General features: G+C 60.9%; 15 protein-coding genes. 9 read left to right on the top strand and 6 right to left on the bottom strand.

From position 1 onward, the window contains the following. Positions 1 to 72 precede the first annotated feature (72 nt). Positions 73 to 5,067, top strand: coding sequence for a glycosyltransferase (locus tag HBO12_RS01435; RefSeq protein WP_170041222.1), 4,995 nt, complete (start codon positions 73 to 75; stop codon positions 5,065 to 5,067). Positions 5,068 to 5,086: 19 nt separating this feature from the next. On the opposite strand, the gene HBO12_RS01430 is transcribed toward HBO12_RS01435, so the two are convergent. After that, entirely contained in the window at positions 5,087 to 6,409 is a 1,323-nt protein-coding gene (locus tag HBO12_RS01430; RefSeq protein WP_169952959.1) for an aminotransferase-like domain-containing protein, read from the bottom strand. A gap of 91 nt (positions 6,410 to 6,500) precedes the next feature. Here HBO12_RS01430 and HBO12_RS01425 point away from each other — a divergent pair, with 91 nt between their 5' ends. The 5 genes from HBO12_RS01425 (at position 6,501) to HBO12_RS01405 (ending at position 11,295) form a co-directional block, all read left to right on the top strand. After that, positions 6,501 to 7,391 (top strand): DMT family transporter, encoded by an 891-nt coding sequence (locus HBO12_RS01425; RefSeq protein ID WP_170041221.1) that lies wholly within the window; start codon positions 6,501 to 6,503, stop codon positions 7,389 to 7,391. A 52-nt stretch (positions 7,392 to 7,443) separates the two neighbouring features. Further along, positions 7,444 to 7,938 (top strand): PaaI family thioesterase, encoded by a 495-nt coding sequence (locus tag HBO12_RS01420; protein WP_170041220.1) that lies wholly within the window; start codon positions 7,444 to 7,446, stop codon positions 7,936 to 7,938. 46 nt (positions 7,939 to 7,984) lie between these two features. After that, positions 7,985 to 8,872: a YghX family hydrolase gene (yghX, locus tag HBO12_RS01415; RefSeq protein WP_170041219.1), complete on the top strand. Its 888-nt coding sequence runs from the start codon at positions 7,985 to 7,987 to the stop codon at positions 8,870 to 8,872. A gap of 42 nt (positions 8,873 to 8,914) precedes the next feature. Next, positions 8,915 to 9,838 (top strand): LysR family transcriptional regulator, encoded by a 924-nt coding sequence (locus HBO12_RS01410; RefSeq protein ID WP_170041218.1) that lies wholly within the window; start codon positions 8,915 to 8,917, stop codon positions 9,836 to 9,838. A 230-nt stretch (positions 9,839 to 10,068) separates the two neighbouring features. Continuing rightward, positions 10,069 to 11,295: an MFS transporter gene (locus tag HBO12_RS01405; protein WP_169952948.1), complete on the top strand. Its 1,227-nt coding sequence runs from the start codon at positions 10,069 to 10,071 to the stop codon at positions 11,293 to 11,295. A gap of 44 nt (positions 11,296 to 11,339) precedes the next feature. On the opposite strand, the gene HBO12_RS01400 is transcribed toward HBO12_RS01405, so the two are convergent. From HBO12_RS01400 to HBO12_RS01385, 4 genes are all read right to left on the bottom strand, one after another. Continuing rightward, complete coding sequence (locus tag HBO12_RS01400; protein WP_222932583.1) at positions 11,340 to 12,308, bottom strand: DUF2931 family protein; 969 nt, start codon at positions 12,306 to 12,308, stop codon at positions 11,340 to 11,342. Positions 12,309 to 12,400: 92 nt separating this feature from the next. After that, positions 12,401 to 14,770: a DUF3772 domain-containing protein gene (locus HBO12_RS01395; RefSeq protein ID WP_463671597.1), complete on the bottom strand. Its 2,370-nt coding sequence runs from the start codon at positions 14,768 to 14,770 to the stop codon at positions 12,401 to 12,403. A gap of 149 nt (positions 14,771 to 14,919) precedes the next feature. Then, positions 14,920 to 16,638, bottom strand: coding sequence for a hydrogenase maturation protein (locus HBO12_RS01390; protein ID WP_170041215.1), 1,719 nt, complete (start codon positions 16,636 to 16,638; stop codon positions 14,920 to 14,922). A gap of 162 nt (positions 16,639 to 16,800) precedes the next feature. Then, the gene (locus HBO12_RS01385; RefSeq protein ID WP_170041214.1) at positions 16,801 to 17,682 is read right to left on the bottom strand and encodes a LysR substrate-binding domain-containing protein; all 882 of its coding nucleotides are present in this window, start codon (positions 17,680 to 17,682) and stop codon (positions 16,801 to 16,803) included. A 134-nt stretch (positions 17,683 to 17,816) separates the two neighbouring features. On the opposite strand from HBO12_RS01385, the gene HBO12_RS01380 reads away from it, so the two are divergent. The 3 genes from HBO12_RS01380 to HBO12_RS01370 all read left to right on the top strand — a co-directional run bounded on the left by HBO12_RS01380 (position 17,817) and on the right by HBO12_RS01370 (position 21,280). Next, a complete protein-coding gene (locus HBO12_RS01380; protein WP_170041213.1) occupies positions 17,817 to 18,167 on the top strand; it encodes a RidA family protein in 351 nt (116 codons plus the stop codon). 41 nt (positions 18,168 to 18,208) lie between these two features. Next, positions 18,209 to 19,600 carry an FAD-dependent oxidoreductase gene (locus HBO12_RS01375; protein ID WP_170041212.1) on the top strand — a complete coding sequence of 464 codons (1,392 nt, stop codon included), beginning with the start codon at positions 18,209 to 18,211 and terminating at the stop codon, positions 19,598 to 19,600. Between the two features lie 336 nt (positions 19,601 to 19,936). Then, positions 19,937 to 21,280 (top strand): MFS transporter, encoded by a 1,344-nt coding sequence (locus tag HBO12_RS01370; protein WP_169952934.1) that lies wholly within the window; start codon positions 19,937 to 19,939, stop codon positions 21,278 to 21,280. A 106-nt stretch (positions 21,281 to 21,386) separates the two neighbouring features. Here the strand turns inward: HBO12_RS01370 and HBO12_RS01365 are convergent, their stop codons facing one another. Next, on the bottom strand, positions 21,387 to 22,415 hold the full coding sequence (locus tag HBO12_RS01365; protein ID WP_170041211.1) for a helix-turn-helix transcriptional regulator: 1,029 nt from the start codon (positions 22,413 to 22,415) through the stop codon (positions 21,387 to 21,389). Positions 22,416 to 22,417 lie beyond the last annotated feature (2 nt).

Raw genomic sequence — 22,417 nt, 5'->3', positions numbered from 1 at the left:
CGCTACACAAGGCTAACGCCCGGTAGCGGTTGACACCCAGGCCCATTCCCGAACTTTGAGGCAGCAATCCTTATGAGCAGTATTTCCCAGCCCAGCCCTGCGCAGCGCCCCCCACGCCAGCTACTCAATCTGCCTGTCACGCCGTTGCCCTCGCGGCACAAGCGTGAAACTCCCACCCCATCTGAATCAGCAGAACATCCTCGCACCGTGGGTGATCGCGCATTGGCGACGGCGTATAGCTCGGCATTACTGGAGGTCGCCAATCGCCAAAAGAATGTGACGATCAACACGATTGCTCCCGACTCCACATTCGGCCAGTGGTGGGCACAACTGCAAAATGCCTTCAAGTCGCCCGACGTCCGTCAGTGGCTTGAAGAAAAAGGCATCAACACCCGCTCGATCACCCTCCACCCGGAGTCAGGAACACTCTCTTTCAAGCGCCAGCACTACCTTGACCCCGAACAGAAGCGCCACACAGTCGGGCTCGACGACGCACGCTGGGCAGCCATCAGTGGGCCCATCCTGCAGGCCGGCAAAGTCATTGCGGCGGGCCACGCTGACACGACGTTCTCGCCCCCCGCAAGCGATATTCATGACCCGGTTCCCTATTGGCTGGTCGGGCACTTTTACAATGAGCGGCTGGACCTGACGGGCCCGTCGATGCGCCTGCGTGCTGAACAAATCGATCAACAGCAAGGCTTTACCAAGCTCGATCCCACCACCAGCGCCGATTTGATCAAGGCGCGCAGCGACAGCGCTCTGTACGTGCAAAAAGCGCACTTGGGGGATATTGGTAGCCGCCATCAAGCCATCGCCGAGCTTCGTCACCTGGCGTCTGGCGTCGAATCCGGCAGCGAATATGTGGGGCAAATCCAGAATGCGCTGACCAAAACGATGATCGACCTGCCGGCCGACAGCACTTACCAACCCAGCACCAGCGGCCAACCCAATAGGGTCAGCCTGCTGCAGTTTATCCAAGACCATGGCTGGGATATCCCGACCGATCACGCACAACTGGTCAACCTTGCCAGCGCCCTCGCCACGCCACCCCCCAAGGCTGCGAGCAATGGCAACCTGGGTGGCGCGCTGGCCTGGCCCGTATCGCTTGACCAGGACAGCCAGGAACAATTGCAGTCGGATATACGCGCAGGCCAGTTCGGCGATCTGACCCTGCGGCCCTTTCACCGTGTGCTGGATTATCTGCTGCAAGGCAGGCAAGTCTCGCCTCAAGAGCAGAGTAATCCACGCCTGTTGATTGATACCTTGATCAATTCTGCTCGGGGCCAGGCACTGGGCAGTGCCATCCAAGCCACCTTCGCGGCTCGCGCCGTCAAAGGCAGTGCCGCTGATTGGCTGCTGGCGGCCTTGAACGTGGAGAGCACCAGCGCACCCACCGGCCAAGTCCCCGGCGAGATCGCGGGCTACCGGCTTGTTTCGCCCGGCAACGTCGGTAAGTCGGCCGCCACGGTCTGCGAGGAATTGGCCGCGCACCTGCAGGCCCAGGGGCGTGCAACCTCGCCCGCGCAAGCCACGCTTCAAGCCCATCTGCTACTGGCCAGCCGGGCGCCGGCGTTCCTGGTCAAGGACATTCCGGAGCAGGTAGTGGTGGGAACCCACAGTTGGGTCAGCCTGGCCACGGCAACCGCGCGCATTGAAGCAAAAGCCCCCGGGGCAACGGCGACGATGAGCTATGCGCAGATCATGCTCGACGCGGGTACAGCGCCCATCACTGAAGAAGAACGGCAGGTGGAATACAGGGCCCAGAGCGAGGCGATCAAAGACTGGGGGGCAGCCAGCGGCATGGGTTACCCCGTGACGCCCGCCGCAATAACTGCCGTGCGCGAGGCATTCAGCGCGCAAGTGCGCGAACTCAAGGAGGCCTCCGAAACCCAACTGCCGCCCATGCCCACCACCAAAGCCATTGCCCTGGAACAGCTCAAGCATGCGCTGCCGGAGATGGACCCGGCACTCTTCGACAAAAAATGCATTACCTCGCAGCCCGCCAGCAGGTTTTTCCCCGGTCCCTACTCGATCCTGGACCTGTATATCGACGGTCGCGGGCTCAACGGGGCACCCGACTCGGCGGACAACTGGGGAGAGACCGGCCGTGCCTTTGTAAGGGACCTGACGTACGGCACCATCAACATTGAGCCTGATGGCAAACCTGCGGCGTGGGTTTGCTCATCGACTGCGATCAACCTCAACGAGGTCATGCCCAAGCTCAAAAACCTGGCGCGCCCCTTGGAAGTGTTCAAAAGGACATTTGCCGACTACGCCAACGACGTCAAAAAAACCACGGCTACCCAGATCAAGCTACTGATTTCCAAACTGCCGCTCACCGACAGGCAGAACCTGGAGTTCGGAAAAATAACCATCAGCAAGGAGATGCGCTACACACGGGACGATCAGCCCATTCAGGTTGAACCGGGTGTTGTCCTGGTCAAGACCGAACGCAACGGTAGCGTCATGACCTATGCCATTGATCGCTTGAAGGGCACGGTGACCCGGCGGCCAGACCAGAGTTACAAGGAGTACGCTCCCCAGAGCAGTTTCATGCATTCCTCTGGCGGTAAAAGATTCGATGCAATAACACCCTCGGGTCAGTACGCAGCGGGCATAACCCAGGAAACCCCAGGTGTAGAAGACGCCCCCAATAGCTTCAGCAGTGCCAGGACCCGCTACATTGCTGATGCCTTGATCAAGGACATGGAACTGCCTGCTGTAGAACGCTATGCCAAGGGCGCCACCACCTTTGATACGGAAGTACCGACCTATAAGATCCTTGAAGAGATTGCGCTCAATCTCATTCCCTTCAGGTCGGCCATCAAGAACTTTATCGAGGGCAATATCGGCAGCGGCATTGTCGATCTGGCGTTTGATATCTTCGGTTTTGCAATCGGCCTGGGGCCGGCCGCCAAAGGCGCAAAAGCCCTAGCCACCGGAGCATCGGCCCTGTCGAAACTGGGGCGTACCGGGCAGATCATTGGGCGCGCGGCGGTTGGTGCGCTCAATCCAGTAGGGGGTATCGATGACTTGGCGCGCTCTGTCGTAAGCCTGGGGCGTACCGCCCACAAGGGCGTCAAATCCTTGCGCGGCAGCTACCGCAGTGTGAACCTGCTGGAACTGGCAAAAAAACCTGACATTGCCGAAGGCACCTACAAAGCAGCCAGCGGCGCACTTGAAAACAAGGCCCTGGCCAAGTTCGATGAGGCGAGCCAAAAGTGGTATGCCTTTGACCCTCGCACGCAACAGGCGTACGGCAAATCACTGGACCATTTCGTCGTTGATACGCCCAGGTTAAACGACCCCAACAGCTTGCCGGCCATCGGCGCCGAGGTGGCAAAGACCGCCAGCCAGCAGCACGGTCTGGCAGCAACCGGTACGTTCCGGGTTGGGCAAGAGACAATCGAGGGGAACGTCGTACTGTTCCAGGGCAACTGGCATCAATACGACGTGCTCAAGAAAAGAGCCTTTGGCCCCCCACTGAATGATTTCAAACCCAGCCGGGTGGCCGCCAATGGTGAGGTGAAATCGCTCAATACCGACCTATTGGGTTACGAAATCAAACATATCGCGGCGGATGAACTCAGGCCTAAAGGGCTGCAAGGCAATGTCTACACGGGCCAGAGCCATAAGGAATACGTCAGGGTCGATGGTGCGTTTTATGAGTCGCGTTTGAAAGAGGGGCAGCGGGTCATCGTCCACCCCGGCGGCGCGGGCGCGGATATCCCCGTGCAGGATCTGGGCATGGCTGGGTGGGCCCCCACATCCAGGACCAACCAGTTGCTGGGAGGGGCCGGCAGCACGCCAACACCCTGGAAACTTGGCGACAGTACGTATGTAGTGCCAATGGACGATATCAAGGCAACGGGCAACCCAGCGTCGCCCTATGCCATCAACTACATGGGCGAAGACCAGAGTGTCAGCTTCAATAGCTCCATCGGTACATGGAAAGCCACCCGCCTATTGAGCGGCGCTGAACGGCCAAACCATCTCTACTACTGGAGAACCGGCAAAGGCAAATGGCAGCGGGGAACCATCGATGAGCTTAAAAAAGCCAAGCGGATCGACGCACACAACTACCATTTTGTTGAGGCCCCCGCGCCGATCACGATAAATGTCCCCAAAGATGTGCAGCCTTTACCCAAAGAACTGCATTATTTCTGGGCTGGCCAGGACATCCCCGCCAACCTGGTCGACAACATGGCCAACAATGCAAGCAAAGCGTGGGGGTATAAATCTGTGCTGCATGTGGATGCCGATAACCCAGCGGTTTTTCAACAGATAAAAAGCAAACTGCAAAGCAAGGCCCCTGGCCTGACGGTGATGAACCTCAATGAAGACGAGGTTTTCAAACAGCTGAAAAACGGCGAACTGTATAACTACTTTCGCCAAGGCCAGGGGAAAAACCTGGCCGCCGCGTCGGATGTTGCACGCTATCCCATCATGAATAAATACGGTGGCATTTATCTCGATACCGATGATGTCATTCAAGCTGACATCGGCAATACGCTACTAAAAGCGGGCGCCAATGATGTCCTCCTGAATAAACCTGTGGCCCATAGCCTCACTGACTACCACCCGTTCTACAACACCAGTAACTTTGCAACGCAGCCTGGCAACCCTGTCATTACCGATATGATCGCCGAAATGAACCAGCGGTTTTCCGCCAACAAGCCCTACTTCGCAGCCAATCGCCCCACCGTTACCCGAGGGTCAAATGGGCAGGTGCAATACACCCCTGAGTTCAACGCCTATGAGCGCAAAATTTTTCAGACGGTGGGCCCCAATTTGTTTAACGACGTACTTAAATCGAAAAGACCGGACATGTACGACCTGGGTTTCGATGGCATTACCAAAGAATCAAAAGTTGTCGATAACAAAGTCGTCTCATCCGGGCCGGTGGTCAACATTGAAGCGCGCCTGCGCCAGTTTTACACGAGCAAGGGCATTGTCCCTTCCGAGCTGTTGGGCCTGCGGATCAAGCAAATGAAGGAGCACTACTACCCGCTGTTCCATCAGTTCAAGGTCAAAGTAGGCGCCGAACACTCCTGGATCGACGGCTGAGACCACGTGCGGCGGGTGGTTACTCAACCACCCGCCGTACCTTGAGCAACGCCGCGCGCAACGCGCTCTTGTCCACCGAGCCCAATGCCAGCCTGATTGCATGGGGCACATGCCCTGACACCGCAAACGGCTCGGCAGTGGACACCGAAACACCCTCCTGCGCCAACGCCATGGTGACCTGATCCGCCCGGGCATCCTCCCCCAACGGCAGCCATAAAAAATACGACGAGGGATGGCTGATGTACTCCACCCCCGCCAGCACCTCAGCCGCCAGCGCCTGCCGGGCCTGGGCGTCCTGGCGTTTTTGTACCTCCAGTTGGAGTACCGTGCCGTCCTCGATCCAGCCGGTGGCGATGGCCGTCATTACCCCCGGCGCATTCCATACCGTGGCCATGACCGTCCTTTCCAGCGCCGCAACCCACGCCAGTGGCGCCACGACGAACCCCACCCGCAGGCCGGTGGCGACACTCTTGGACAGCCCGCCCACGTACACCGTGCGCTCCGGCGCCAGGTGCGCCAAGGGCGGTGGCGCGTGCTCGACGAGGAAGGCATAGGCGGCGTCTTCGATCAGGATCAGCTCGTGTTCGCGGGCGATGCGCACCAGCGCCTCGCGCTGGTCGAGCCCCAGCACCCAGCCCAGGGGGTTGTGCAAGGTCGGCATGCAGTACAGCGCGCGCACCGGGCGTCGGCGACACAGCTGTTGCAGCACCGCCAGGTCCGGCCCGCGCGGCGTGACCGGGATCGCAACGAGCTCCAGGTGCAAGGTCTCGGCCAGCACCTTGAAACCGGAATAGGTCAAGGCATCCACCGCCACCACATCGCCGGGCTTGAGCAACGCCATCATGCTCACCGCCAGGCCATGCTGCGCCCCGCTGACCACCAGCACCTGCTCGGCCGCGACACTCAGGCCACGGTGCAGCAGATGCCGCGCCATCACCGCCCGCTCATGGACGCGCCCGGCATGGGGCTGGTAACGCAGCAGCGCTTCCAGGTCGCCAGACAACGCCAATTGGCGCAAGGCCGTGCGCAGCAGGTCGGCCTGGCCGGGCAAGGACGGGTAGTTGAAATTCAGATCGAGCATGCCCGCCGCCACCGCCATTTGCCCACTGCCTTGGCCGGGCGCCAGGGCAATTTCCCGCACAAAAGTGCCACGCCCGGTCTCGCCGCTGACCAGGCCCATGGCCTCCAGTTCGCTGTACACCCGGCTGGCCGTGACCAGGGCCAGGCCATGGGTGGTCGCCAATTGGCGGTGGGTCGGCAGGCGGGTGCCGGGCACCAGGGTTCCAGCACGGATATCCCTGGCAAAAGCATCCACCAGGGACTTGTAGCGGGCACGGGGCATGGGTGATGTATCCATGACAATTTTTTGATTGTCGCAATCTTCAGCCCTAGGATGCCCGAAACGCAACCCTCCCCTGTCGAGCGCCCCCTGCATGGAACAAACGTCCCGGACCATCCCCCCCGAACATAGCCGCAGCGGCTGGATCAATGGCTTGATCGGCGTGCTGATTTTCAGCGGCTCGCTGCCCGCCACCCGCTTGGCGGTGCTGGAATTCGAACCGGTGTTCCTGACCGTGGCCAGGGCGAGCATTGCCGCCGTGCTGGGCCTGTGCCTGTTGTGGCTGTTGCGGGAACGTCGCCCCGCGCGCAACCAGTGGGGGCCGTTGCTGATTGTCGCCCTGGGGGTGGTGATTGGCTTCCCGTTGCTCACCGCCTTGGCCTTGCAGTATGTGACCTCGGCCCACTCCATCGTGTTTATCGGCCTGCTGCCCCTGGCCACCGCGGTGTTCGGTGTGCTGCGCGGCGGCGAGCGACCGCGCCCGGTGTTCTGGCTGTTTTCGATCCTGGGCAGCCTGCTGGTGGTGGGCTATGCCCTGGCCCAGGGCCTGAGCGCCGCCCCCGCCGGCGACCTGCTGATGCTATTGGCGGTGCTGGTGTGCGGGCTGGGATATGCCGAAGGGGCCAAGCTGGCACGCACCCTCGGCGGCTGGCAGGTGATCTGCTGGGCGCTGGTGGTTTCGCTGCCGGTGGTCGCGCCCATGACCTTGCTCCTGGCCCCCGCCTCCTTCACCGGCATCAGCCTGCCAGCGTGGCTAAGCCTGGGTTACGTGGCGCTGTTCAGCATGTTGATCGGCTTTGTGTTCTGGTATCGCGGGCTGGCCCAGGGCGGCATTGCGGCGGTCGGGCAGTTGCAGTTGCTGCAGCCGTTCTTCGGCCTGGCGCTGGCGGCCAGCCTGCTGCATGAACCGGTGAGCCTGGGCATGCTCGCCGTGACCGTGGCGGTGATTGCCTGCGTGGCCTTGGCTAAGAAGTTTGCGCGATAGGGGCGTGGACCTTTAGGCTCATGGATTGGCCCAAGAACAATAAGGATGCACGATGCACAAACCTTCCCTGCAAGACACCACGGCGCCGGACGGCGTCTGCTACGGCTGTGGCCCCAGCAACGCCCATGGGCTGCATATCAAGAGCCGCTGGGATGCGGACGGCGTGCATATCGTCGCCGAGCACCTGCCCGACGCCCAATACTGCGGCTGGCCCGACCTGGTCTACGGCGGCCTGATCGCCATGTTGGTCGACTGCCACTCCAACTGGACCGCCATGGCCTATCACTACCGTGCCGAACAGCGCACACCTGGCGAGTTGCCGCGTATCGACTGCGTGACCGGCAACCTCGGCATCAAATTCATCAAGCCCACCCCCATGGGCGTGCCGCTGACCTTGCGCGCGAAGGTCGAGGGTGACGTCGGGCGCAAGAGCCGCGTGATCTGCGAGGTGTACGCCGATGGCGTGCTGACGGCGATTGGCGACTCGATCTTCGTGCGTGTCGATACCGGGCGCCTGGCCGATACGGCCCATGGCCGCCAGGCCTGAGAATGGTCTACATTCAACGCCACGTGCCGAAAAAAGGAACCTGACGATGACGCGCCTGACCGCTAAAGACTTCGCCCCTGAGCTGCTGGAACTCTACGACGGCTATGCCCACGGCAAGATCAACCGTCGCGAGTTTCTCGACCGCGCGGCCCTGTTCACCTTTGGCGGCCTGACCGCCTCGGCGCTGCTGGCTTCCCTGAGCCCCAACTACGCCCTGGCCGAGCAGGTGAAATTCACCGACCCGGACATCGTTGCCGACTACATCACCTACCCCTCGCCCAAGGGCAACGGCTCGGTGCGCGGCTACCTGGTCCGCCCGGCGAAGGCCACAGGCAAGCTGCCGGCGGTGGTGGTGGTCCACGAAAACCGTGGGCTCAACCCCTATATCGAAGACGTCGCCCGGCGCCTGGGCAAAGCCGGGTTTATCGCCCTAGCGCCCGATGGCCTGAGTTCGGTGGGCGGCTATCCCGGCAATGATGAAAAAGGCGTGGCGCTGCAACAGACCGTCGACCCGGCCAAGCTGATGAATGACTTCTTCGCCGCCATCGAATGGCTGATGCATCACGACGCCAGCACCGGCAAAGTCGGCATCACGGGCTTCTGCTACGGCGGTGGCGTGACCAACGCCGCGGCCGTGGCCTACCCGGAACTGGGCGCGGCCGTATCGTTCTATGGGCGCCAACCTGACACCAGGGACGTGCCGAAGATCAAGGCGCCGATCATGTTGCACTTTGGCGAACTGGACACGAGGATCAACGAAGGCTGGCCGCCTTATGAAACCGCCTTGAAAGCCGCAGGCACGACCTATGAAGCCTACATCTACAAGGGCGCCAACCACGGCTTCCATAACGACTCGACCCCACGCTACGACGAGGCCGCGGCGAACCTGGCCTGGGAACGCACCTTGGGCTGGTTCCGTAAGTACCTCGTGTAATCACACCGCCCCCTGATCAATTCAAATCAAGAAGCAGCAGACATGATCGAAACCCGCCTGCTACGCCAGTTCATCGCTGTGGCTGAAGAACTGCACTTTCACAGGGCCGCCATGCGCCTGCACATGGCCCAGCCCCCTCTGAGCCAGGCCATCAATCGCCTGGAGGGCAAGCTGGGGTTCAGTCTGTTTACCCGCAGCAAGCGCGGGGTAAAACTGACCCCAGCCGGTGGCGCATTCCTCGACGCCGCCTATGGCACCCTCAAGGCGTTGGCGCTGGGCATCGAACACGCGCGCCAGGTGGCGCAGGGTATCGCCGGCAAACTCACGGTGACTGCCGTGTCGATCACCTACTACGAGCCACTGCTCGATAGCCTGCGCCGGTTCCGCGAGACGTTCCCAAAGGTGCAATTGATCATCAAGCAGATGCCTTCTGCCAGCCAGGCCCAGGCCATTGCGTCGGGGGAAGCGGATATTGCCTTCATACGCAAATTGCCGATGGCCGCACCAAACATTGCGTCGCGCCTGTTGCTGGATGAGCAGATCGTGATGGCCCTGCCGGCCGATCACCCCAAGGCCGGCGACGACCAGATCGACTTGCGGGACTTCGCCGGCGAAGACTTTGTGTTCACCCCTCAAGCCCTGGGCAGCGGTTATCACAGCCAGCTTATCGCCCTGTGCGAGGCCGCCGGCTTTTACCCTCGGGTGGTACAGGAAGCCGCGCAGCTCCATACGCTGATCGGCCTGGTCGCCTGTGGCTTCGGCGTTGCCCTGGTGCCGGAGTCGATTGCCAACTCGATCCTGCGCGACAAGGTCGTGTTTCGTCGCATCGCCCCGGTAAGCGCTTTCCCCAACCCAGCCATCGGCCTGTACCTGAGCTGGAACACCGACAACCCATCACCGTTGCTGGACAGCTTTATCGCCCTGCTCGACTTCAGCGCCACTGCTGTGCCTTCGACCACCGATTAGTCGCTGCCCGTGAGCGTGCCACGGCATTAGCACCGCAGAGACGGGTGATCGCTAGCGCTGGCGAGTCGAATCGGGGGCTGGACATGTCAAAACCGTGGGTCGCATTGATTGCAGTGATGATGACTATCAAACCGAGCGGCCTGTTTAATTGGCAACGCTGATTCCTATAATCGCCTCCACATTCTTCCCCGGCCTGGCTTCAGGCTGCATTCCCCCCGGATCTTCGCCCCATGCCAAGCGCTAGCCAGGCCCCTCATAGCCTTCCCGAACATAATCAACAGAGCGTCAAACAGCAGTGGCTGGCGATTCTCTCGGTTGCCGTGGGGGCCTTTGCCCTGGTGACCAGTGAGTTTCTGCCGGTGGGCGTGCTCAATGATGTCGCCAGTGACCTGGGCATCAGTGCCGGCCACGCCGGTTTGATGGTGACCCTGCCCGGCATCATGGCCGCCCTCGCCGCGCCCTTGCTGTCGGTCAGCATTGGCACCATGGACCGTCGCTATCTGCTGATCGGCCTGACGCTGATCATGATCATTGCCAACTCGGTGGTGGCGTTGGCCAGTGATTTTGGCCTGCTGCTGTTCGGCCGTGTGCTGCTGGGCATCAGCATCGGTGGTTTCTGGGCCACCGCCATCGCCCTCAGCGGCCGCCTCGCGCCCAGGGGTGTGGGCGTTGCCCAGGCCACTTCGATCATCATGGTCGGCGTGACCCTCGCCACCGTGCTGGGCGTGCCGGTAGGCACCTGGCTGAGCGGCCTGATGGGCTGGCGCATGACGTTCCTGATCACCGCACTGATGGGCGTACCGGTACTCCTGGCGCAGATTTTCCTGCTGCCACGACTCAATCCGGAGAAGGCAATTCGCGTCAGCGACCTGCCCGCCTTGTTTATCAACCCCCAAGCGCGGGTCGGGTTGATCGCGGTGTTGCTGATCGGCCTGGCGCACTTTGCCGCGTACACCTACGTCGCGCCCTTCTTCAAGCACAGTGCCGGCTTCGATGGACCAACGATTGGCTCGTTGCTGCTGTTGTTTGGCGTGGCCGGGGTGATGGGCAATATCTTTGCCGGTTTTGCTGCCAACCGCAGCGTACGCCACACCCTGTTGCTGGTGGCGCTGATGATCGGCACCAGCACTGCGCTGTTCCCCCATTTCGCCACCGGCATGACCGGCGCAGCCATGCTGATCGCGCTTTGGGGCTTCGCCTTCGGCGCCTTTCCGGCCTGCGCCAGTATCTGGATGTTTGTCGTGGCGCCCAAGGATGTCGAACGCGGCATGCCGCTGTTCGTTGCGTTGTTCCAGGTGATCATTGCCCTGGGCTCGTTCTTTGGCGGGCGGATCGTCGACCAACTGGGCAGCTCGGTGCTGCTGAGCCTCGCCACAGTGCTGGTGGGCTTGGGTTTTGTGACGGTGTTGGTGCTGGGACGCAATGTCAGCAACAGCCTTGCGGCCCAGCCCTGCTAGCTGGCTGAGCATTGCAGTGGGGCTCTCCCATCGGCCGGGGGAGCCTACTCGATCCTGCGAGATAGCCTGACGTTGGCTTTGCCGATGGGCAACTCCTGCGCGCCCGACCTCAATGCCAGGGAAACCCTGGTGTTTTGCGCGTCAACCTTCACCACCAGGTCGATATCTTTTTGCTTGCCCAGTTTCTGGAAAGCCTCAAAGATTTCTTCTTCATCGAAGGCGTCAATCCACACGCCATACCGGCCGTTTCCATTGCGCCAATAGAGGCCACAGAACTTTGGGATGGCCCTTTTGGCGTAGTGGTTATCCTGTAGATCCTTTGCGAATAAATTTTCCTGCTCGCCGTTGTAGGCACTGAAGCCAAAATCGAGCCACTCGCCCTTCTCCAGGACAACCACCGGTCTCCAGCTATATTTCTCCCGGTAGACGCCATAGATTTCTGGCGCAGGATAGCCTTGCGTCAGTATTTTTTGCCGGATTTGCGGGCTGAAGGTCTTATAGGAAGGATCATTGAGCATGCGCTCTGCATAGCCGTCTTTAAACATGTACTGGGCATTGCTGTAGGCGCTTTGCTTGGTAATGGTTGTAGCCTGCGCCTGAAAGGCCCCGACCTCCTTCTGGTGCCCCGCTCCGCTCAGCCACAGCACCACCCGGCCCTGTGGCGCCAAGCCCACGACAAAGGTGCTGTAGGTGTCTTTTTTATGGGTCTCCTGATCGATAAAACCCTCATCCAAGAGGCGCTTGATCGCGTCTTTGTCCAAGGCCCAGTGACCGCTATAGAACGTGCGCTCCACCAGCGAGTACCAGGTAAATTCCAGCTGATAGGGCACGCCCTTTTTTTCGATCGCGGTGGTCATCGTTCCGCCCTGGCTGCCCCAACCGGTGTTCTGCGTGCCCCAGATCGCATCAAAACCGTAGGTAAAACCCTCAGCGATTATGGCGCCACGGTAAACCTCCATCGGGTATTCCTGTGGCGCAGATACCGTTCCCGTCCAGCTGTAGGTTTCAGACATGTCTTTACTCTTGCACGCGGCCATCGAAAAACAGAACAACAGCGCAGCAATCACAGTTATCGGGGTTTTTATTGTCACGCAGCGCTACCTCGTCATGGCTTTACAGGAACATCGCCTGCCACTGCGCTTCCCTCTCCCGGAACCAATACCAAGCTCTGGGGCGAAGACAACGTAATGCCCATTTCCTGAAGGCGCGCAAGCAGGATGAACAGCAAGTCACTGCGGGTACCGGACACCGAGCGCGGGCTGTTGACGTAGCCGCTGACCCCAATGATCAGGCCGTCCCTGGCCAGGTCCTTGAACGTGACCGAGGGTGCCGGCGTATCGAGAATCGCCTCGTGCTCGGTAAACGACTGCATCAGCAGTTCGCGAACCTTCAATACATCGGTATCCAGCGGCAACGTGAGGGTAATGCCCACCACGCCCAGGGCGTTGCCCATGGTGACGTTGCGCACGTTTTGCGAGATGAATTGCGAGTTCGGCACGATCACCGTCGAGCGGTCGGACATCTGGATCTCGGTGGCCCTGACGTTGATCCGCCGAATATCGCCCTCCACGCCCCCCAGGCTGACCCAATCGCCAACCTTCACCGGCCGCTCCGTGAGCAGGATCAGCCCGGAGATGAAGTTCTGCACAATCGCCTGCAAGCCGAAGCCGATGCCCACCGACAAGGCACTGACCACCCAGGTCAGGCTGGTCAGGTTGATCCGCAGGATCGACATCACCAACAGAGTCAGCAGCACAAAGCCCAGGTAGCCCACCAGGGTCACCAGGGAGGCGCGCATGCCGGCGTCCATGTTGGTTTCCGGCAGCAGCCGCTCGCTCAGCCAGCGCTTCAAGGTGCGCACGGCGAACAGCCCGATGACAAACATCAGCAGCGCAATGAGGATGTCCTGGGGAATGATGTGCAGGTTGCCCAGGGTCTTGCTGGACTCGCCCAGTTGGCTGAAGCCCTGGAGCAATTCGCTGGGGCTGGAGCCTGCCGGAAGGAAAGCCGCCATCACGGCGGTGAGCAGCAGCAATGTACGGCCAACGCCCGCCAGCACCGTACAGGCCTGGGCCTGGTGCCGTGGCGACAGCCCCAGGGCATTGGCCAGTGCCAGGCCGCTGGGCTGCTTGGGCGAAAGCAGGGTTTCGCAGACGTCGCCGAAAAAGGCGATCAGCAGGTAGGCCGACGCCGCCACGACGCTGACCCACAGCAGCTTGACGGTAAGGAAGTAGGCCAGGGACAGATACCCGGTGAACAACGCGAGGACAATCACCGCCACCCAGATTGACGCCACAAAGGGCAGCATACCGGCGAGCCCACCCGGGCGCGGCAGCTCGAGTTTTTTGCGCACATGGCGCACGCGCAGCATCGCGGCGATAAAGATCAACGCGGTGGTCAGGGCCGTCAGGCCATTGAGCGCCACGGTCAGCGCCAGGCTGGCGCCAGTGACGTTGTTGATGCGCTCCTCGGTGGCCACCAGCATCAGCGCCACCGCCAGAATCGCCGGGAAAGGCCCCAGGGCACTGGCGATTTCATCGGCAATGGCCGGTAACCGCCAGGACGGTCGCGGCAGCATCAGCAAGGCGCGGCCAAGGCCCGCAATAAACGCACAGAACGTGGCCAGGGTGACCAGGTGATCGGAAAGCCGGGCCAGGTTTTCGCTCAACACCGCGTTGCTCTCCAGCCCCCAGCGCATCAGCGAGACCGCCCCCATGATCGTCAGGATCGACGACAACCCCACCGCCACCGCCAACGTACTACGCCGCAGGCGCCCCTCCGGCAGCCAGCGGATCATTGCCCAGGTGAGCAGATGCTCCAGCAGTCGCCGGCCGAAACTCCAGATCAGCACCGCCGCCAGCAGCGTGCTGAAGAACGCCCAGCGGTTCTCGGGGCTGACGGCACTCTTGAGGGCGACGATACCTTCGGCCTTGAGGTTGTCCAGGCGTTGCAAGTCCTCGCTGGTGGGGCGGATCAGGGTCGACCAGAAGGTGGGGCTGAAGGGCGAGTCGGTACGTGAAGTGACTTGGGAGTTGAACAGATTGCGCCGCAGGTTGACGATCTGCGCGGCGAGGTCGCGGCTCGTCTGGCTCAGTTGCTTGGCCTGCTGCTCATCCTCAAGCAGGCTGTTCTTCTTGCGGGTCAGGGCATCCCGTTGCTCGGTGAGGCTCTGCGCTTCGCCGGGCTGGGCCGCGCCCAATACCTTGAGTTGATCGTCAAGGCGCTCCATCTCGGTGGCGCGCACCGTAAGCAAGGCCCCGGCCAGTTGTTGCACCTGCAGCGCGCCCTGCCGAAACTCCGCCAGCTTCTCGTCACTGGTACTGACCGGCACGCTCTGGCGAATCAGCTCAAGCTGCTGGCTGAGCTGCTTGAGGTCGGCGTCTTCGGGCAACAGCGGCAAACTGTCGACGACCTCGACTGGCGCCGGTGTGGCGCCCGCCTCTGCCCATCCCGCCGGGCTGATAGCCAAAACCATGGCCAACAAGGCCTGGCAGATGACGCCCCTATAAATTCGCCGCATCAACAATTCACCCTTTCTGTCTTTTTTCCATTGGCATTATGGACCGCCAGGGCCGAAAGGAAATTCCGCCCTGGCGGCAAAAGAGTAGATGCGGGGTGTTCCTCTCAGTCAACCAGCGTGGCCTTGGGCACCAATGCCCACGGCGCCATCAAGCGCTGCGGGGTCTGGCAGGTCTTGCGCTTGAACACGAAGTTGTGGCACTTCTCGGCGAACTGTTGGCGGTTTTCCACCATGTCCAAGCGCATCTGTGCCAGCTCGTTTTCGCGCAAGCGTGCAATCTGCTCCAGGTCCATCTGGGCTTTACGCGCGCGATGCAGGGCGTACTTTTCATCGGTCAACGCGTCGCTGGCCTGTTGCAGCAACCATGAGCCAAATGCCCGTGGGCAGCGTGGGCCGATATCCTGGATCATCCCCCACTGGCGGCCCTGGAAGGCGCTGATCGGCAGGCATTGCTCGATGAGCCTGTGGGCGATTTCACTGCCGACCGCGCGCGGCAGGCTGTAGGTCCAGTATTCGGAGCCATACAGGCCCATGGTCTTGTAATGCGGATTGAGCACCACCCCCGCCCGGGCGAATACGACATCGGCCGCCAGCGCCAGCATCACACCGCCGGCTCCGGCGCTGCCTGTCAGGCCACTGACCACCAGTTGCCGGGCTGTCAGCAGTTCCTGGCAGACATCGTCGATAGCCTGGATGTTGGCCCAGGCCTCCAGCCCCGGCACCTCGGCAGCCTGAATCACGTTGAGGTGCACACCATTGGAAAAACTCCCACGCCCGCCCCGGACCAGCAGCACCTGGGTGTCCCGCGCCTTGGCCCAGCGCAGTGCCGCGACGAGGCGCTGGCACTGTTCGGTGCTCATGGCACCGTTGTAGAACTCAAAGGTCAATTCGCCAACGTGACCGGACTCTTGATAACGAATCGGTTGATACGCCATCTCATCGAACCCTTGGTGGGCAATCGAGCCGTCCAGTACCGGTACACCCGCCAGTTGCCCAGCCAGCACGTGACGGGCCGGCAACTTGAAGGTTTCCTCGCCGGGCTGGGCCTTGCGCTTGAGCGAGCCGACCCACAGGCTATGATCACCGGCCGCGACCAATACCGCGTCATCCTGTACCGCGAGGATTTCCCCCGCCGTACCCCGGCGCGAATCCAGATGCGCGTCATACAGGTAATACTGGCCGCCGGCGAGGCTCGCCAACACACCGGGCTGGCCGTCGGCGGCGTCGATGGTGCGTTTGATGAACCGGGCGCAGTCGTACCAACTGAAGGTGCGGTCAGCTTGCTTCATGTTCGGCTGCAAACGCCCGATGACGTCAGGTTGCGTGTAGTCGAGGGGCACCGGCACGAAACCGCGGGCGAATTTTTCTACTACATCGCGGATGCAATAGATCGCCGCGTCACTCACCGCGCCGTTGTACAGCTCGGATTTACGCACATCGGCGGGCATGTCGAATTCACAGGTCGACCAGATCGGGCCGGCGTCCATTTCCTCCGCCGCCTGCAAGGCCGTGACGCCCCAGCGCTTGACCTGCTGGGTGATGGCCCAGTCCAGTGCGCTGGCGCCACGGTCGCCGACAATCCCCGGGTGAATGATTACCACCGGGCGATCCGGATTGCTCCAGAGCTGCTGCGGCACCCGGTCCTTGAGAAACGGGCAGATCACCAGGTCCGCCGCCGATTCCTCGATCTGCCGGCAGACCGTGGCTTCATCGGTGAACAGCACCACACTGGGCACATGGCCCAACTGGCGCAAATCCAGCCAGGCCCGTTGGGTCAAGCCGTTGAACGCCGACGACAACAACATAATCTTCAATGACTGCATGACTGACTCTTCCTTGAGAATGCATGGCCGCAGGCTCCTTGAGCCATCCTTGGCCTTTTATGGAAACCCAAGGGTAGAGGGAGTGTCAGGAAGGGTAGATGACCGAGATCAATCTTGTGTCAGCCAGTGGTTGATCGGCTGCGGGGGTTGCCACGCAGGGCATCAATCGTGCCCGTCCAGCCCTTCTCGAACCAGGTCCAGAAAGGTCGTCAGGATACGCCGGGAGCTCTGCGCGCGCAGGCACACCAATGTCTCGGTGAACTGGCGCTGACAATCGATGATCGGCAACCCGCGAAGCCTGGAGTCCGAGCCCAATTCGGCCGCAGAAACGACACCGACGCCCATGCCAATGGCTACCGCCTCGCGCGCGGCTTCACGCCCCTCCACTTCGATCGCCTTGCGAATGCGCAAGCCCGCCGCCGCCATCTCTTCCTCGAGGGACAGCCGCGTGACCGAGCCCTGCTCGCGTAAAACCATGGGAGTGTTGTCCAGGTCGGCCAGGCAAACCGATTCACGCTGGGCCCAGGGGTGGTCATGCGCCACGAACACAAGCATGGGATCGCTGCGCAGATGCAGCGTCAGCAGGCGATCGTCGTCGATGCTGCGCCCCAGCAAGGCGATGTCTGCCTGATGGCCGAACAATCGCTGCAGGACTTCATCGGTATTGGCGGTCTCAATCTTCACATCCACGCCTGGGTATCGGCTGCAGAAGCGAGAGACATAGGGCAAGACATGCACCGGCGCATCCACGGCCAGGTTCAGCGTGCCCGTCGACAAGGTCCGGTAGTCCGTCAGCATGTCGTGGGCATCGATACTGATATCGAACAGGCGCTGAGTCAGGCCGAACAGCCGCTCGCCCACCTCCGTAAGGCGCACCAGGCGCTTGTCGCGGTAGAACACCATCACCCCGTAGTAGTCCTCGAGCTTGCGAACCTGGTCTGACACCGCAGGTTGGGACAGGCACAGCTGGTTGGCCGCCCGGGTGAAGCTGCCGTTCATCGCGACCGCATGGAAAGCCTTGAGCTGTGTATGGGAGATCGTCATTGCAGCACCTATCTATAGTTTCAGCTTATTCATGCATACGCTAAATCGATTTCATTTATGGAAAATAAACTGCAAGCATGTTTTTCACAAGATGCCCAAGCCGTTATGCCCCAGCCGCTTACAAGGAATGCGCTATGGAAGTTGAACGTTTCGCTGTGTCAAAACGCCGTTCGGACATGGTCCGCTACAACCATCACCTGTACATCGGCGGGCAGGTTGCCGAAGACCTCGCAGGAGATATCCAAGCGCAGACCCTTGAAGTGCTCCTGGGTATCGAACAACTCCTGCTCAGTGCCGGCAGTAGCCGCGAGCGGGTCCTTTCGGTGCGCATTCTGCTCGCCGATCGCGAGGACTATGCAGGGCTGAACAGGATCTGGGATGAGTTTTTTCCTGCCGGCCACGCACCCACCCGTGCCTGCACCCTGGCGCAATTGATCGACCCCGGCTGGCGCGTGGAAATGATCGTAGTCGCTGCGTGCGACTGATTCATAAACCTGCCTCGTAACGATCCAACGGAGACGACCCTATGCGCCCCTACTGGCTGGACCAGGCCTTAAAACATCAACCCGCTGCGCCTTGCCCGCCCCTGCGCCAGAACACGCGCGCCGATGTCTGCATCGTTGGCGCAGGCTATACCGGGTTGTGGACTGCCATCATGCTCAAGGAGCAGAACCCCGAGCTTGACGTGGTGATTGTCGAGGCCGATATCTGCGGCGCCGGTGCCAGTGGGCGCAATGGCGGGTGCGCACTGTCCTGGTCGGCCAAGTACTTCACCCTGGAGCGCTTGTTCGGCACCCAAGAGGCAATACGCCTGGTCCAGGAGTCGGAGCAAAGCATCTACGCCATCGGCCGCTTTTGCGACAAGTACGCGGTCGATGCCGAGTACCGTCTCGACGGTACGCTCTACACGGCGACCAACCGAGCGCAGATCGGCTCCACCGACGGGGTGATCGCCGCGCTCGAACGCAACGGTATCAACTCGTTTTCCAAATGTGCGTTGCCCGATGCACAACGCCTGGCTGGCTCGACCCGCCACCTTGAGGGCTGGTTCTCGCCAGCGGCGGCCAGCGTACAGCCGGGCAAGCTGGTCCGCGGGCTGCGCCGAGTGGCCCTGGACCTGGGCGTGCGTATTTATGAAAGCTCGCCAATGACCCGCCTGGAAGAAGGCGCACCAGCCATCATCCATACCCCCAACGGGAGCGTAACGTGCGACCGGGTCGTGTTGGCGATGAACGCCTGGATGGCCAGGGCTTTTCCACAATTCGCGCGTTCTGTGGCGATCGTTTCCAGCGACATGATCATCACCGAGCCACGGCCTGACCTGCTGAAAAAAATCGGCCTGACCAACGGGGTCACGGTTCTGGACTCGCGGATATTCGTCCACTATTACCACAACACCCCGGACGGTCGGATCATGCTCGGCAAAGGTGGCAACACCTTCGCGTATGGCGGACGTATCCTGCCGGTGTTCGACCAACCGTCGCCCTATGCAGGACTGTTGCGCAACACACTCAAGGATTTTTTTCCGGACTTCGCCGACGTCGGTATCGCCGCCACCTGGAATGGCCCCTCCGACAGATCAGTCACGGGGCTGCCGTTCTTCGGCCGCATGGGCTCAAGAGGCAATGTCTTCTATGGCTTCGGCTATTCCGGCAGCGGCGTTGGCCCTTGCCATATGGGCGGGCAGATCCTCTCGTCACTGGTGCTGGGCCTGGACAACCCGTGGACGCGCTCGCCACTGCTGCAAGGCCCGCTAGGCCACTTCCCTCCAGAACCGATCCGCTACCTCGGCTCCCTGATGGTGCGCAACGCCATTCGGCGTAAAGAGCATGCCGAAGACCACAACCGGCACCCTCGTCGATTCGATGTGCATCTGGCCAAATTCGCTGCCGCCGCCGGCAAGGCCGACAAGGGTTGACCCACCTCAGTCAGCACGCATAACAGGCACCACAACGATCTTAGCCACCGTTTCAGCGATGGCTTTATCGGCTCCATGCATCACTCCTCACAACAATAATATTGCTGGAGAAGATCATGACCCACACTGCGTTTGGATATGCACCTCTACTGCCCCCCCGAGCCTTCAGCAGGCCCTGCCTGCTGGCGACAAGGCGCCCTTTACCACTGACAGCCTGACTCCATTCTCACGGCCATCTGATCGATGCCGTGGGCCTGGACGGGCTCGTACCGCAAAAACAAAAACAAAAAAATCCTCTTTTGCGCTGTCTGGCACCTTTTACGGGATCAGAACACCATGAACAAAAATAATCCGTCGGTCCTTGCAAGCAGTTGGCACTCCCTCAAGCGTTGGCGCGTGCAGGTTTTCCTGATCACTTGGGTGGCTTATGCCGCCTTCTACTTCACCCGCAAGGCGTTCTCCGTCGCCAAGCTTGGTATTGGCGAAGACCCAGGCTTTATGCTCGAAAAGACCATGATGGCCAACCTCGACGCCCTCTATCTGGCCGCCTACGCCATAGGTCAGTTTCTCTGGGGAAACTTCTCGGACCGTTTCGGCCCCAGGATCGTAGTTTTGAGCGGCCTGGCCATTTCGGCGGGGGCAGCGCTCCTGATGGGGACCTACGCCACCCTGCCGATCTTCGCGTCTTGCATGATCATTCAGGGTCTTGCGCAATCGACCGGGTGGTCAGGCTTGTGCAAGAACGTCAGCAGCTTCTTCAGTACGGGAGAACGCGGCCGCGTACTTGGCTACTGGAGCACCTCCTACGCCTTTGGCGGCTTGGTGGCTACCCCATTTGCCGGCTGGTGGGCTTACCAGGTCTATCACGACTGGCGCGTAGCGTTCATCAGCAGCGCGATCGTGGTGCTGGTGGCGACCGTGCTGTTCTTTTTCCTGCAACGCAACTGTCCGGAAGACGTAGGCCTGCCGGCTGTAGAAGTCGAGCTCGAACCGGTCAGTAACGTCGTAGTACCACGGGAAAGCATGTGGGCCGGTTTACGGATCGTGATGAAGAATCGTACGGTATTGGTGCTCGGCCTTGCCTACTTCATGCTCAAGCCCGCCCGTTACGCGATCCTGCTGTGGGGCCCGGTGATTATCTACGAGCGCATGCCCGAGATCGGCAAGGTAGCCTCTGCAATCGTGCCTACCTCTTTTGAGCTTGCGGGTTTAGTCGGCCCCATCCTCATCGGTATTGCATCGGATAAATACTTCGGTGCGCGTCGTGTGCCCGCCTGTGTCCTTAGCCTGGTTCTGCTGACTATCTGCCTGGCGCTGTTTGTTCCCGCGATGCAAAGCGGCAGCCTGTACATGGTGGTCGGCCTGCTATTTATGATGGGCCTGACACTCTACGGGCCGGACTCGATGATCTGTGGCTCGGCGGCGATTGACTTCGGCAGCAAGCACGGCGCGGCTTCGGCTGCCGGCTTCGTCAATGGCTGTGGTTCGGTAGGTGCGGTTTTGGGCGGCTTGCTGCCGGGTTACTTCGACACCATCACCGTATTCCTGGTGTTCACCGCCACGGCCCTGCTGGCCAGCCTGATGCTGGTGCCATTTTGGAACAGCCGGCCAAAGACCGTGGAAAACCCGCAGTTGGTCTCAACCCCGACGCCGCCGGCCAGGGTCAGCACTGCCTCTTGATCGCCAACCCTGCAAGGCCCAAGCGCAGGCATGGAGACGGTCGCCTTGGCCTGCTCCGGCCATGCGTCAGGCCTGGCCTATGAGGCACTTGGGGCCGCAGGGCCGGTCATTTTGCCTGGCGCAATGATTTGGGGGTGCGCCCGTAATACTTTTCAAACGCAGCGCTGAAGCTCGAAAGGTGTTGAAACCCGACCTTGTACGCCACCGTAGACACATACATGCCCGACTCCAGCAGCTCCCTGGCCTTTGCCATGCGGATATCCGTGAGCATGCGGTAAGGGCTGGTGCCAAACACCTTGCGAAAGCCCTGTTTAAGCTTGAATTCATTGGTGCTCAACGTAGCGCACAGATACCCGACGGTTAATTGCCGATCGAATTGGCTCATCAGGATATCCCGTGCGCTCAGCATCAAATCCTGGTCTTTTGCGCGGATCTTGTCCTCTACAGGCGTTGGCGCGGGGGCAAGCGGGCGGATCTGCTCCGACAGCAACCCGAGTGCGGCAATGTGGATATCGAGCAGCCCTCCAGCCTGGTCGTGCAGATGGACCAATGAATCGGCCAGCCTCTGGGTGGCCGCACCGTGCTTGCCGCAAAATAAATGGTTGGCCGACAGGTCCTTGGCATTGTCCAACAGCAAGTATTCCAAGCCGTACCGCTGCAGCAGTGGCGCCTTGGCCACCAGACGCAACTGGCGGATAGCCTGTTTGGCCGGATAACACCGCTCTCCCCGCAAACTGCCGTAGGTGGCGACGGTACTGTGGCCGCCTATGAAGTCGTAACGCTGCCCGTCCATACCGGTACTGCTCGATTGTCCGGACAACGCAATCGCCACCGTCAGGGCACGCTCCCCTTCAAACGACCCAACTTCCACCAGGTCAAAGTTTGGATTGAAACTGGAGTAGGTCACTGCCAGGCCATCCTCGAATGTCAGCGAGTCACTGAAGCAGGTTCCCAGGCTTTCCGGTAACTGGGAGCGACGCCAAGGCGATTGCCCCAGGCGAGAAGGTGCGGCCCTGTCCGTGGAAGAAAACCGATAGCTCATTTTCATCATTCCTTGTGTTGCGCTTACCCAATGACGGGGGGAGATCTCCGAAATGCCAAACAGATAATCCGGACCTCCAAAAAAGTGTAACAAGA

It is taken from the genome of Pseudomonas sp. WS 5059, from assembly GCF_012985525.1.
Classification (GTDB): Bacteria; Pseudomonadota; Gammaproteobacteria; order Pseudomonadales; family Pseudomonadaceae; genus Aquipseudomonas.
This window is presented reverse-complemented; position numbering and strand designations above follow the sequence as displayed.